The sequence below is a fragment of the Nocardia canadensis genome (assembly GCF_032656385.1).
Taxonomy (GTDB): domain Bacteria; phylum Actinomycetota; class Actinomycetes; order Mycobacteriales; family Mycobacteriaceae; genus Nocardia; species Nocardia canadensis.
Genome location: NZ_JAVCWB010000010.1, coordinates 1,725,387 through 1,737,905, shown reverse-complemented (window position 1 = coordinate 1,737,905; position 12,519 = coordinate 1,725,387). Strand labels below are relative to the sequence as shown.

Here is a 12,519-nt window from a genome sequence, read left to right as displayed (position 1 = left end):
CGGTCCGCCGGGATATGTTCGCGGTAGAGGGTGTCACCGAGAGAGGTTCTGGAAAATGCGCGCAGCCCAGGTCGGCAAGCTGGATGGTCCGTCGGCGATCGAGATCGTCGAACTGCCCGAGCCGGTGGCCTATCCCGGTGGGGTCCTGATCGACGTGCACTCGGCGGGCATCGCCTTCCCGGACGTGCTGATGACGCGCGGCCTGTACCAGATGAAGCCGGGCCTGCCGTTCGTCGTCGGCGGCGAGGTGGCGGGGGTGGTGCGCGAGGCGCCGGAGGGCTCGGCCCTGCGCCCGGGTGATCGTGTCGCCGCGCTGACCATGCTCGGCAACGGTGTCGCCGAGGTGGCCGTCTCGCCCGAGCACGCCGTGTTCAAGCTGCCGGACAACGTCTCGCTCGACGCGGGCGCGGGCATTCTGTTCAACGACCTCACCGTCCACTTCTGCCTGACCAAGCGTGGCCGGATCGCCCAGGGCGAGACCGTGCTGGTGCACGGCGCGGCGGGCGGCATCGGCACCTCCACCCTGCGCATGGCCAGGGCGCTGGGCGCGGGCCGGGTGATCGCGGTGGTGAGTACCGAGTCGAAGGCGCAGGTGGCCAAGGCCAACGGCGCGACCGACGTGGTGCTGGCCGAGGGCTGGCTCGCCGCGGTGAAGGAGCTCACCGAGGGCCGTGGCGTCGACATCGTGCTCGACCCGGTGGGCGGCGACCGCTTCACCGACAGCGTCCGCTCGCTGGCCGGTGGCGGCAGGCTGCTGGTCGTCGGTTTCACCGCGGGCGAGATCCCGACGGTGAAGGTGAACCGGCTGCTGCTCAAGAACGTCGAGGTGGTCGGGGCCGCGTGGGGCGAATGGGTGATGAGCCACCCGACCTACCTGGCCGAACAGTGGGCCGAGGTCGAGCCGCTGCTGGCCTCCGGCGCCATCCCCGCGCCCGAGCCGGTGCTGTACCCGCTGGAGAAGACGGCCGAAGCCGTTGCGGCGCTGGATAACCGGACCGCCACCGGCAAGGTCGTCGTGCGGCTGCGCTGAGCGGACGGTGCCCGCTCGTCCCGGCGGCGGTCGGTGGCGGGCGGTACTGTCCATGTCGTTCGCCGGGTCGTCGAAGGAGCCGCATGCAGCTGTCCAATCGGGTACTCAACCGGACGCTGCTCGCCCGCCAGCACCTGCTGGAGCGCTCGACGCTGACCGCCGCGCAGATGTGCGATCACCTCGTCGGTCTGCAAGCCCAGGATGTCCCGCCGCCGTTCGTCGGATTGTGGGGGCGGATCGCCGATTTCGATCCCGCCGTGGTCTCGGCGGGGCTCGAGGATCGCTCGCTGGTGCGGATCACCCTGATGCGCGGCACGATTCACCTGGTCACCCCGCCCGACGCGCTGCGCATCGCGCCGCACATCCAGCCGGAGCTGGAGAAGGTGCCGTTCCGCAAGGGCTTCAACTACGGCGCGATGGTCGGCCTCGAGCCCGACGAGGTGCGCGCCCACGGCGAAGCGGTGCTCGGTGCCGAGCCGATGTCGGCCACCGCGCTGCGCGACGAAGCGGCCAGGATCTATCCGGATCGCGACCCGGGCGCGATCGTCCAGACCTGGCTCTATCAACTACCCGTGCTGCAAACACCGCCGCGCGGGCGCTGGCGCGACAACAGCAGGCCGGTGTGGTCGCGGGTGCAACCCTGGCTCGACGCACCCCTCGACCCGAGCTATCCGGTGGCCGAACTGATCCTGCGGTATCTGCGCGCGTTCGGCCCGGCGAGCACCATGGACATGCAGGCGTGGTCGCGTCTGCCCGCGATGAAGCAGGCCGTGGCCGCGCTGGGCGATCGGGTCCGCACCTACACCGACGAGCGCGGGCGCACCCTCTACGACGCCGCCGACCTCACGCTCGCCGACCCCGATCTGCCCGCGCCGGTGCGGCTGCTCGGCTGGTACGACAACGCCCTGCTCTCGCACCAGGATCGTTCGCGGATCGTCGGTGACAGCTCCGCGCCGCCGTTGCGGGCCTTCGCCGCCAACGTCTCGCCGGTCCTGATCGACGGCTTCCTGGCCGGTCTGTACAAGATCTTCGTCAAGTCCGGCACCGCGCGCCTGCGGATCAGCCCGATCCGGCCCTGGACGAAAGCCGAAGTCGCGCAGGTGGAATCGGAGGCGGCCGGGCTGCTCGCCTTCCTCGAACCGGAATCTGCCCCGGCCGTGGAGATCCTGGCGCCCGGTGCGGACGTCCGCCCGTGACACGGGTTTAACGCCGTGGCAACACCGGCTTCCTAGGGTCGGTGCCACGACGTTCATGGCTGCAACGGACGACGTGCTCCGCTGAACCGGGCGGGCGAACCAGCCGCATCCCAGAAGAGGTGCGCGCATGGGTTCCCCCGCGTCCGTCGTCATCACCGATGTCACCGTCTACACCGAACAGGGCTGGGCGCCCGGCGAGGTCGTCGTCCGCGACGGCGTCGTCGTCGCCCTGCGGGCGAGTCCCGAACACGCCGACCTGCCGCGCTTCGACGGTGGTTCCGGCTACCTGCTGCCCGGCTTCGTCAATACCCACACCCACCTGCAGCAAGCCGTGCTGCGCGGAGTCGGCGAGGGCCTGCCTCTGCTCGAATGGCTGCGCTGCGTCGGCGAATTCACGGTCGCGGCCACCCCCGAGCGGACCTATCTCTCGGCGCTGGCCGGCGGCCTGGAGCTGCTGCGCAGCGGGGTCACCACGGTGGTCGAGCACATGTGGCCGAGCCCGTCGGACGAGATCCACCAGGCGATGATCCGGGCGCTCGACGAGCTCGGAATCCGCGTCGTCCTCGGGCGCGGCCTCGCCGATCGGGCCGACAGCACTCGTAAGTGGGGCCTGGATCCGCGCCTGATGCAGCCGCTGGACGAGGCGTTGGCCCACGTCGACGCCCTCGACAAGCAACTGCTCGGCACCCGCATCAGCACCGCGCTGGCCGTGCCCAACCCCCGCTGCCTGACCCCGGAGGGGATGGCGGCCACCCGCGAGTACGCCCAGGCGACGGGCAAGACGGTGTCGATACATGTTCTGGAGACCACCACCGACGAGGAGATGTGCCGATTGCATGCAGGCGCCGGTGCCGTCGACTACCTCGACGCGAGCGGTTTCCTCTGGGATCGCACGTTGGCGGTGCACTGCGTCAACCTCGACGCCCACGGCCGCGCACTCTTCGCCGAGCGCGGGGTGGCGGTGTCCTACAACCCGGTCTCCAACATGCGCCTCGGCAGCGGCGTCGCCCCGGTGCCGGAGATGCTGGCCGCAGGCATCGAGGTGACGCTCGGCGTCGACGGCGCCGCCAGCAACGACACCCAGGACATGCTGCTGGCGCTCCGTCTCGGCGCGTTCCTGCAGCGTGCGGCCAACAAGCAGGCCGACCTGCTCGGCTTCGCCGACATGCTGCACATGGCCACCGGCGCGGCGGGCCGCGTCCTCGGCAGGCCCACCCGCACCGGCGTCGCCGTCGGCGACCGCGCCGACCTCACCCTGGTCCGCTTCGATCGCGACTTCGCCTGCCTGCCGGTCCTCGACCCCGGCGCCAGCCTGCTCACTGCCGCGTCGTCGCGGGTGATCGACACCGTCTGGGTCGACGGCGAGGCCGTGATCCGCGACGGCGTCAGTACCCGGGTCGACGCGCAGGACCTGGCCGCGCGCCTGGTTCGCATGCGCTGATTGTTAATAAGCCAGAAACGAACCACACATTGCATGTAATCCAGTCAATTCACACTGATATAGATCTCAAGTTGCACGCAACATCGACAACCCGCAGGAGAAGGTGATCACGGTGACGCTCTACGACACGGTGAACGACGCCGACGCGAGGACGCTGCTGTCCGGCCTGGAGGTCTCCTTCGCCGGCGTCGGCAAGCGCTTCGGCGGCGAGGAGGGCACGCTCGCCCTGACCGAGATCGACCTCGACATCCGCGAGGGCGAATTCGTCGCGGTGGTCGGCCCGTCCGGTTGCGGCAAGTCGACGCTGCTGCGCCTGGCCGCCGGACTCGAACCGGTGAGCGAGGGCGCCGTCGCGGTCCGCACGGACTCGATCGGCTTCATCTTCCAGGAGGCCACCCTGCTGCCGTGGCGCAAGGTCCGCCGCAATGTCGAGCTCTCGGCCGAACTAGCCGGTGTCGACCGGACCGTGCGCCGCGAACGCGTCGAACGGGCGATCGCGGCGGTCGGCCTGGCCGACTTCGCGAACAAACTGCCCCACCAGCTCTCGGGCGGCATGCGTATGCGCGTCTCGCTGGCCAGGGCGCTCTCGCTGGAGCCACGGCTGATGCTGCTCGACGAGCCGTTCGGCGCGCTCGACGAGATGACCAGGCTGAATATGCAGGAGGAGCTGCTGCGCCTCTACCGCGACAACGCCTTCACCGCGTTGTTCATCACCCACTCGGTCTCCGAGGCGGTGTTCCTCGCCTCGCGTGTGGTGGTGATGTCGGCCCGGCCGGGCCGCGTCCACGAGGTGATCGACGTCGACCTGCCCTACCCGCGCGATCGGGAGCTGCGCTTCGATCCCGCCTTCACCGAACTCGTCTCGCGCATCTCGCGCTCGCTGAAAGAGGCTGCCTGATGGTCAGTATCGCGGCCCGAGCCGTCGCCCCCGCCCGTCCGCGCCCGGCACTGCCGGTGTCGCAGGTCCGCAAGCTCGCCCGCGCCCTCGTCGCGCCGACGGTGTCCATCGCGCTGGCGCTGGCCGCCTGGTACGCGGTGTCGATGCTGGTGCTCAGCGAGGGGCGCCGCTTCCTGCTGCCGCCGCCGCACGTCGTGTTCAGCGAATCGCTCGCCGATCCGGCCAAGCTGGCGGTGATGGCCGAAGCGCTGGCGGTCACCGCCCGGGTGGCGCTCACCGGTCTGCTGATCTCGGCGGTCCTCGGCGTCGCCATCGCGGTGCTGATGAGCCAGGCCAAGCCGATCGAGCAGGTCGTCTACCCGTACGCCGTGGTCCTGCAAGCCATTCCGGTGCTCGCGGTGGTCCCGCTGATCGGGCTGTGGCTCGGCTACGGCTTCGCCGCCCGCACCACCGTCTGCGTGCTCATCGCCATCCACCCCATCATCGCGATGACCCTGTTCGGCATCAAATCCGTCGACGCCAACCTGCAGGAACTGTTCACCCTCGGCCGGGCGGGCAGGCTGCGCAGGCTCTGGTCGCTGCAACTGCCCGCCGCGCTGCCCTCGACGCTGACCGGATTGCGCACCGCCGCCGGGCTTTCGGTCACCGGCGCGATCATCGGCGACATGTTCTTCGCACAGGGCAAACCCGGAATCGGCACCCTGCTCGACACCTACCGCGCCCGCCTGCAATCGGAGGACCTGATCGGCGCGCTGCTGCTGGCCGCGCTGTTCGGCGTGCTCGTGTTCACCGTTTTCACCGTGGTGCAGAAGGTCAGCGTCGGCCGCTGGCACAACTCCGCGCACTAGCTCGTCCCCCTGCACAGAGGATCAACCATGAAGACACTTCCCTTGCGCCGCATCGGCATCGCCGCGCTCGCCGTGCTGCTGGCCGGCGCCGCGACCGCCTGTTCCGACGACGCCACCGACGGTCCCGCCGTCGCGCTGGAACCGGCGCCCGCCGAACAGCAGCTGGCCGGCGCCTGCCCGAGCACCGTCGTCGTGCAGTTGCAGTGGGCGCCCGAGACCGACTCCGGGCCGATCTTCGGCCTGCTCGGTCCCGGGTACAAGGTCGACGCCGACAACAACAAGATCACTGGTCCGCTCGTCACCGACGGCAAGGACACCGGGGTGAAGCTGGAGATCCGGGCCGGTGGTCCGGCGATCGGCTTCCAGACGGTGCCGTCGCAGATGTATGTCGACCAGAGCATCACCCTCGGCCTGGCCCACTCCGAGCACGCCATCGCGGCCGCCGGCCAGCAGCCGATCGTCGCGGTCACCACGCTGCTGCGCAACAGCCCGCAGATGCTGATGTGGGATCCCGAGACCCATTCCGAGTGGCGGGGGATCGCCGATATCGGCAAGTCGGGCAAGCCGATCGTGGTGTCGAAAGGACAGCTGTACCCGGACTGGCTGGTCGCCCGCGGGCTGGTGCAGCAGGGTCAGGTCGACGCCTCCTACGACAACTCCCCGTCGCGGTTCGTTTCCGATCCGTCCTTCGCCCAGCAGGGCTTCGCCAACGCCGAGCCCTTCACCTACGAGCACGAGGTGCGGGCCTGGAACAAGCCCGTCGCCTATCAGCTGCTCAAGGACGTCGGCTACGAGGGCTACGCCCGCACCGTGAACGTGCGCGCCGACAAGCTGGCCGAACTGCGGCCCTGCCTGCAGAAGCTCGTGCCGATGATCCAGCGGGCGACGGCGCGGTTCGAAGCCGATCCGGCACCGGTGAACGACGTGGTCGTCGACGTGGTGTCGAAGAACCCCAAGCTCACCCCGTACAGCGCCGAGCTGGCCGCCTTCGGGTCCAAGGCCCTCATCGACGGCGGTCTGATCGGCAACGACACCGACGGCGTCCTCGGCAGTTTCGACGAGGCCCGCGTCCAGCGCATCATCGACGAATTCGGACCCATCCTGCGCAAGGGCGGCGCGAACGTGCCGACCGGGCTGACCGCCAAGGACCTGGTCACCAAGGAATTCCTCGATCCCGCCATCTCCGTCACCGGCTAAGGAGCCATCCATGACCACCAGTTACGACCTGTCCGAAGTCTCGCGCGAGAAGCAGATGGGCGGCCTCGGTAAGGAAACCGATGCCCGCGAGATCCGCGTCGTCGACCTCACCGACTTCGAGCACCGCCGCGCCGAGATCACCGAGGAGCTGTGGGCCGCTGCCACCGAGATCGGCTTCTTCCAGCTCTCCGGCCACGGCATCCCGCAGGACCTGATCGACGAGATGTTCGGCGCGACAGCCGATTTCTTCGCGCTGCCCGAGGACGTGAAGGGGCAGTATCCGCTGGTCAAGCAGAACAACGCGGGCTGGGAGAGCCTGAGCCAGGTGCGTCCGTCCATCGGGGTGCCCGACCAGAAGGAGTCCTACCAGATCACCCGTCCGCACATGGACCAGCTCTGGCCCAGCGAGACCGAACTCGCCGGATTCCGGGCCCGTGTCCTCGATTTCGAGGAACGGGCGTGGGCGGTGGCGATGCGCGTGCTGTCCTGCTTCGCCGACCGGCTCGGCCTGCCGCGCGAGCACTTCACCGCCGCCCACGATCCGTCCTCGCCGAACTACCAGAGCGCGCTGCGGCTGCTGCACTACTTCGCGGTGCCCGAGGAGTTGCGCGGTGTCCCCGGGCGCTGGCGGGCCGGTGCGCACACCGACTTCGACTGCCTGACCCTGCTGTTCCAGCGCGACGGTCAGGGCGGCCTGCAGGTGTGCCCCGGCAAGGAGATGCAGGAGCAGGAATGGACCTCCATCACCCCGTCGTCGAGCCTGATCACCTGCAATATCGGTGACATGCTGACCCGTTGGAGCGACGACCTGCTGCCGTCGAACTTCCACCGCGTCCGCAGTCCGGGCGAGGGGGAGTACCAGGGTGAGCGCTACAGCATCGCCTACTTCGCCCAGGCCGACCGCGACGCGATCATCCAGGGCCCGGCGGGCAAATACCCGCCTGTCACCGCCGCCGATTTCCTGGCGCAGCGGGTGCAGGCGAACTACCGGCCCCAGGGATAATCGAGCACCGACACGGAAAGGACCACGGCGATGACCGACGAGAGCTCCGCGCTGCTCGGCCAGTCAGTGCACCGGCAGATCAGGCAGATGGTCCTCTCCGGCGAGCTGGCCCCGGGCCGATCGCTCAGCGTGCCCGCGCTGGCGACCCAGCTCGGGGTCAGCCGCAGCCCCGTCCGCGAGGCGGTGCAGCAGCTGATCTACGAGGGGCTGGCCGTCAGCGCGCCGCACGCGGGCGCCAAGGTGGCCGCCGTCGACGCGGCGCAGATCCGCGATGTCCTCGCGGTGCGCGCCGCCCTCGACGGGCTCGCCGCCGCCGCGGCGGCCACCCGGCTCACCGAAGCGGACCTGGACAAGCTGGCGAGCATCATCGCCGCCCAGGAGGCCAACCTCGACGACGCCACCGACGCGGCCCGCGACGCCCAGCTCGACCTGGAGTTCCACACTTTCATCCGCGACGCCTCCGGCAACAGCTGCGTCGTCGACGAGCTGGCCCGGCTGGAGGCCAAGGCCCACCTCTACCGCGGCGACCTGTGGTGCTCGGCCCGCAACCGCCGTGTCGCCCTCCGCGAACACCGGCGCATCGTCGAAGCACTCGAATCCGGGCATCCCGAGTCGGCGCGCACGGCCGCCGAGGCGCACGTGCACGGCCTGCTGACCCGCCTGGGCAGGCAGTGAGCGGTCAGCCTGGGCAGGCGGTGAGCGCTCAGCGCGGCTCGCGGTAGGCGGGCGCCTTCGCGGTGCCCGCCGGGGTCAGCGTGCGCAGCAGCGGCATGGTGCGGCGCGCGATCACCGTCGACAGCACGATCACGCTGTGCGACCGCACCACCGAACCGGTCCGGTCGATGCTGAGCAGCACGGCTTGCAGGCCGGCGTGTGAGTCGGCGCCGATCCGGCACAGTACGTCACCGGACCCGGTGGTCGCGTAGGCCTCGAGCACGCCGGGAATGGCCTCGAGCTCGGCGCTGACGGTGTCGAGCGCGCCCTGCGCGATCTCCAGCGTCACGAAGGCCTGCACCTCGAATCCGGCCGCGGTGACGTCGATCTGCGGGTCGTAGGAGGCGATCACCCCCGACTCCTCCATCCGGTTGATCCGGGCCTGCACGGTGGCCCGCGCGACCTTCGTGCGGCGCGAGAGTTCGAGGATGCCGGCCTTCTGATACGTGTGCATCGCGGTCAGGATCGCGAGATCGAGTTCGTCCAGTTTCGCTGGCGTCCGCATCGAGAGACCTCCGTGCCGTGCGCGGTCGAGTGCTATTCAAATTGTCCACCATCGGGGGTGAATCGGTAGCTTCTCGTGTCAGCCTGTTCAGGGTTCTCCGGTGTTGTTGCCTAGGTCGGCCGGGGCGAGATTTCCTTGGTCATGACCATTGAGCAGCAGCTCGTCGGGCTGATCGAGCACGACGACAGCGTCGATCCGTTTCCGGTGATCGGGTGGGACGCGCTGGTGTGGGTCGTGGGTAACGCGACCCAGAGCGCGCACTTCCTGCAGTCGGCGTTCGGGATGCGGCTGGAGGCCTACTCCGGTCCCGAGACCGGCAATCGCGACCACAAGGCGTTCGTGTTGCGCAGCGGGGGAGCGCGCTTCGTCGTGCAGGGCGCGGTCGACCCGGACAGTCCGCTCGTCGCCCACCACGACCGGCACGGCGACGGCGTCGTCGACATCGCGCTCGAGGTGCCCGACGTGGACCGCTGCATCGCCTGGGCCCGCGACCACGGCGCGCGCATCCTGGTCGAACCACACGACGCGACCGACGAATTCGGCACCGTCCGCTCCGCGGCCCTGGCCACCTACGGCGAGACCAGGCACACCCTGGTCGACCGGTCGCGGTACTACGGGCCGTATCTGCCCGGCTATGTCGCGCGCACGTCCACCCATCAGCGGCGCACCGCCCGGCTGTTCCAGGCGATCGACCATGTGGTCGGCAATGTGGAGCTGGGCATGATGGACCGCTGGGTCGACTTCTACCGCAGCGTCATGGGATTCACGAACATGGCCGAGTTCGTCGGCGACGACATCGCCACCGAGTACTCCGCGCTGATGAGCAAGGTCGTCGCCAACGGCAACCACCGGGTCAAGTTCCCGCTCAACGAACCGGCCGTGGGCCGCAAGCGATCCCAGATCGACGAGTATCTCGAGTTCTATCGCGGCCCCGGCGTCCAGCACATCGCCCTGGCCACCGGCGACATCATCGCCACCGTCGACGCCATGCGCGCCGAGGGCGTCGAATTCCTGCCCACCCCCGACACCTACTACGAGGACCCCGAACTGCGCGCCCGCATCGGGCACGTGCGCGTCCCGGTGGCGGAGCTGCAGCGCCGCGGCATCCTCGTCGACCGCGACGAGGACGGCTACCTCCTGCAGATCTTCACCCGACCCCTGGCCGACCGCCCCACCGTCTTCTTCGAACTCATCGAGCGGCACGGTTCACTCGGCTTCGGAAAGGGCAATTTCAAGGCCCTTTTCCAGGCCATCGAACGCGAACAGGAGGCCCGCGGCAATCTGTGAGTGCCGTTGCTGACAGAAGAACGCGTCGTCGCGCTCATCGATGAATGTCGCCCGCCGATCGATGAGTGCGGCGGAGCGGGCGAGATCGGTTGCGCGTGGGCGAGGTCGCACCATCGGATACGGTCTCCAGCCCGCCCCACTGGGTAGAGTTTCGGCTATGCGGTTCAAACCTGCGGTGGCGATCGGGCTGGCGTGCGTGGCACTGGCTGCCTGCGGGTCGGGCGGCTCCGACGACTCCTCGGGTTCGTCGCGGACGCCACCCAAGGTCGCCGCGCTGGGGCCGTTCGTCGGGGAGTGCGGACATGTCGGTGACGACGAGGTGCGGTCGATCGCCGGTCTCCCGCAGGTCTCGGCGGTGTTCCGCAACGCGGTCGGGTGTAACTGGCAGTCGGCGGGCATCGATTCTTCCGTGGTCACCTTCGCCTCCTACCGAGGTAGTCCGATAGATCGAGAGCGGGCCTGGGTGCAGTCCAAGGACCGCGTCGTCGAGTCGGTCACGGTCCAGGGGCGCACCGGGTTTCAGTCGTACGGAACCAGCTACGGCGCCACCACGTGCGATTTCGCCATCGGGCTCGGCGACGATTTCTTCGAGTGGTCGACCTACGGGTACACGGCCCCCGGGCGTGGCCCGTGTGACGCCGCCCGGCAACTGGCCGAACTGACGTTGGGGAGATTGCAGTGACCGGGACGCGCTCACCTCGGCCGGCCGCGCGCCTCGCGGCGATCGCCGTCATCATCGCCGCCGCGGGCACCGCGCTGGCCGGCTGCGGCCGGACGGTGCCGGGGGCGCCCGCCGCGGTCGGTGAAGGCGGCGGGGGGAGCGCGGTCAACGTCGATTTCGACAAGTTGCTGCGTGAGTGTGAGGTTCTCACCGAGGAACAGATGGCCGAAGCCGTCGGCGGCGACGCGCAATTCAACGACTCCTTCGTCGGAGCCGTGTGCATGTGGGATGTCGTCGGTGCGCCGGGCGGCGGCGCCAAGCTGACTTTGAACTGGTACGAGCACGGCTCGCTCAACGTCGAGCGGCAGACGTATCAGAAGCTCGGCTACAACTCGGCGATCACCACGATCCAAGGGGCGTCCGCGGTCGAGATCCGTCGTCCGGGTGATCCCGACTCCTGTGGTGTCAGCGCCAAAGCCGCCGACGCGGGTGTGGTCGGCTGGTGGATCAACTATCGGGCGGGGTCCGCCCATCCCGATCCGTGCCCGGTGGCGGCCAAGCTGGTCGAACTCACCTTGAACCGAGCCCGCTAGACTCCTGACCAGGTGCCCCGCTTTGACCCTCTGCGGGACACACGGGTATCGTGGATCCCTGTGCCCGGATTGCTACGGGCAAGTTCGTGCGTGAACGTAGGCCAGCGAGAGCGGCCGGTACGTTCCAGCGTGCCCAGAAAAAGGGCCCTGAGCTGCGCGCGACACGCCCGACCGCGGGTAGAGGAAAACACGGTCGGACGTGCGAGTGAAAGCTCGATGAACTGAAGACATGTGTTCTGCCCACCGCAATACAAGCCGCAATTACCAATAAGGAAAGCCGGTCTATGCCAACCATCAACCAGCTGGTCCGCAAGGGTCGCCGCGACAAGGTCTCCAAGACCAAGACTGCGGCCCTGAAGGGGAGCCCGCAGCGTCGTGGCGTGTGCACTCGCGTGTACACCACCACCCCCAAGAAGCCGAACTCCGCGCTGCGTAAGGTCGCGCGTGTTCGCCTGACCAGCGCAGTCGAGGTCACGGCGTACATCCCCGGCGAGGGTCACAACCTGCAGGAGCACTCGATGGTGCTCGTCCGTGGCGGTCGTGTGAAGGACCTCCCCGGTGTCCGCTACAAGATCATCCGTGGCTCGCTGGACACCCAGGGTGTGAAGAACCGCAAGCAGGCCCGCAGCCGCTACGGCGCCAAGAAGGAGAAGAGCTGATATGCCACGCAAGGGCCCCGCACCCAAGCGTCCGCTGATCAACGACCCGGTCTACGGGTCGCCGCTGGTCACTCAGCTGGTCAACAAGATCCTGCTGGACGGTAAGAAGTCCACCGCCGAGCGCATCGTCTACGGTGCTCTCGAGCAGGCGCGTGAGAAGACCGGCACCGATCCGGTCGTCACCCTCAAGCGTGCGCTGGACAACGTCAAGCCCGCCCTCGAGGTGAAGCCCCGCCGCGTCGGTGGCGCCACCTACCAGGTGCCGGTCGAGGTCCGTCCGGGCCGCGCCAACACCCTGGCGCTGCGCTGGCTGGTCAGCTACTCCCGCGCTCGTCGCGAGAAGACCATGGTCGAGCGTCTCGCCAACGAGCTCCTCGATGCCAGCAACGGCCTCGGCGCTTCGGTGAAGCGTCGCGAGGACACCCACAAGATGGCCGAGTCGAACCGGGCCTTCGCGCACTACCGCTGGTGATTGCCGCCCGGCCCG

The 12,519-nt window shown here is 69.0% G+C and carries 14 protein-coding genes; 13 read left to right on the top strand and 1 reads right to left on the bottom strand.

Features of this window, described 5'->3' with window-relative positions:
- The first annotated feature begins 55 nt into the window (after positions 1-55).
- From Q7X29_RS31070 to Q7X29_RS31035, 8 genes are all read left to right on the top strand, one after another.
- Positions 56-1,030, top strand: a complete 975-nt coding sequence (locus Q7X29_RS31070) for an NADPH:quinone oxidoreductase family protein (protein WP_316576162.1) — start codon at positions 56-58, stop codon at positions 1,028-1,030.
- 83 nt (positions 1,031-1,113) lie between these two features.
- Positions 1,114-2,226 carry a winged helix DNA-binding domain-containing protein gene (locus tag Q7X29_RS31065; RefSeq protein WP_218719639.1) on the top strand — a complete coding sequence of 371 codons (1,113 nt, stop codon included), beginning with the start codon at positions 1,114-1,116 and terminating at the stop codon, positions 2,224-2,226.
- Positions 2,227-2,353: 127 nt separating this feature from the next.
- Entirely contained in the window at positions 2,354-3,667 is a 1,314-nt protein-coding gene (locus tag Q7X29_RS31060; protein WP_316576161.1) for an amidohydrolase family protein, read from the top strand.
- 112 nt (positions 3,668-3,779) lie between these two features.
- Positions 3,780-4,565, top strand: a complete 786-nt coding sequence (locus Q7X29_RS31055; RefSeq protein WP_316576160.1) for an ABC transporter ATP-binding protein — start codon at positions 3,780-3,782, stop codon at positions 4,563-4,565.
- A complete protein-coding gene (locus Q7X29_RS31050; RefSeq protein WP_218719642.1) occupies positions 4,565-5,413 on the top strand; it encodes an ABC transporter permease in 849 nt (282 codons plus the stop codon). Before Q7X29_RS31055 ends, Q7X29_RS31050 begins: the two co-directional genes overlap by 1 nt.
- Before the next feature lie 27 nt (positions 5,414-5,440).
- The gene (locus Q7X29_RS31045; RefSeq protein WP_316576159.1) at positions 5,441-6,610 is read left to right on the top strand and encodes a nitrate ABC transporter substrate-binding protein; all 1,170 of its coding nucleotides are present in this window, start codon (positions 5,441-5,443) and stop codon (positions 6,608-6,610) included.
- 10 nt (positions 6,611-6,620) lie between these two features.
- Positions 6,621-7,613, top strand: coding sequence for an isopenicillin N synthase family dioxygenase (locus Q7X29_RS31040; protein WP_316576158.1), 993 nt, complete (start codon positions 6,621-6,623; stop codon positions 7,611-7,613).
- A gap of 30 nt (positions 7,614-7,643) precedes the next feature.
- On the top strand, positions 7,644-8,288 hold the full coding sequence (locus Q7X29_RS31035; RefSeq protein WP_316576157.1) for a GntR family transcriptional regulator: 645 nt from the start codon (positions 7,644-7,646) through the stop codon (positions 8,286-8,288).
- Between the two features lie 28 nt (positions 8,289-8,316).
- On the opposite strand, the gene Q7X29_RS31030 is transcribed toward Q7X29_RS31035, so the two are convergent.
- Positions 8,317-8,832: an Lrp/AsnC family transcriptional regulator gene (locus tag Q7X29_RS31030; RefSeq protein ID WP_218719646.1), complete on the bottom strand. Its 516-nt coding sequence runs from the start codon at positions 8,830-8,832 to the stop codon at positions 8,317-8,319.
- Positions 8,833-8,973: 141 nt separating this feature from the next.
- Between Q7X29_RS31030 and hppD the strand changes: the two genes are divergently transcribed.
- From hppD to rpsG, 5 genes are all read left to right on the top strand, one after another.
- A complete protein-coding gene (hppD, locus tag Q7X29_RS31025; RefSeq protein ID WP_218719647.1) occupies positions 8,974-10,119 on the top strand; it encodes a 4-hydroxyphenylpyruvate dioxygenase in 1,146 nt (381 codons plus the stop codon).
- Between the two features lie 157 nt (positions 10,120-10,276).
- Complete coding sequence (locus Q7X29_RS31020; protein WP_218719648.1) at positions 10,277-10,801, top strand: DUF3558 domain-containing protein; 525 nt, start codon at positions 10,277-10,279, stop codon at positions 10,799-10,801.
- Positions 10,798-11,373, top strand: a complete 576-nt coding sequence (locus Q7X29_RS31015) for a DUF3558 domain-containing protein (protein ID WP_308248558.1) — start codon at positions 10,798-10,800, stop codon at positions 11,371-11,373. Before Q7X29_RS31020 ends, Q7X29_RS31015 begins: the two co-directional genes overlap by 4 nt.
- Before the next feature lie 284 nt (positions 11,374-11,657).
- Complete coding sequence (rpsL, locus tag Q7X29_RS31010; RefSeq protein ID WP_019049359.1) at positions 11,658-12,032, top strand: 30S ribosomal protein S12; 375 nt, start codon at positions 11,658-11,660, stop codon at positions 12,030-12,032.
- Between the two features lies 1 nt (position 12,033).
- Positions 12,034-12,504 carry a 30S ribosomal protein S7 gene (gene rpsG / locus Q7X29_RS31005; protein WP_019049358.1) on the top strand — a complete coding sequence of 157 codons (471 nt, stop codon included), beginning with the start codon at positions 12,034-12,036 and terminating at the stop codon, positions 12,502-12,504.
- Positions 12,505-12,519: the final 15 nt, after the last annotated feature.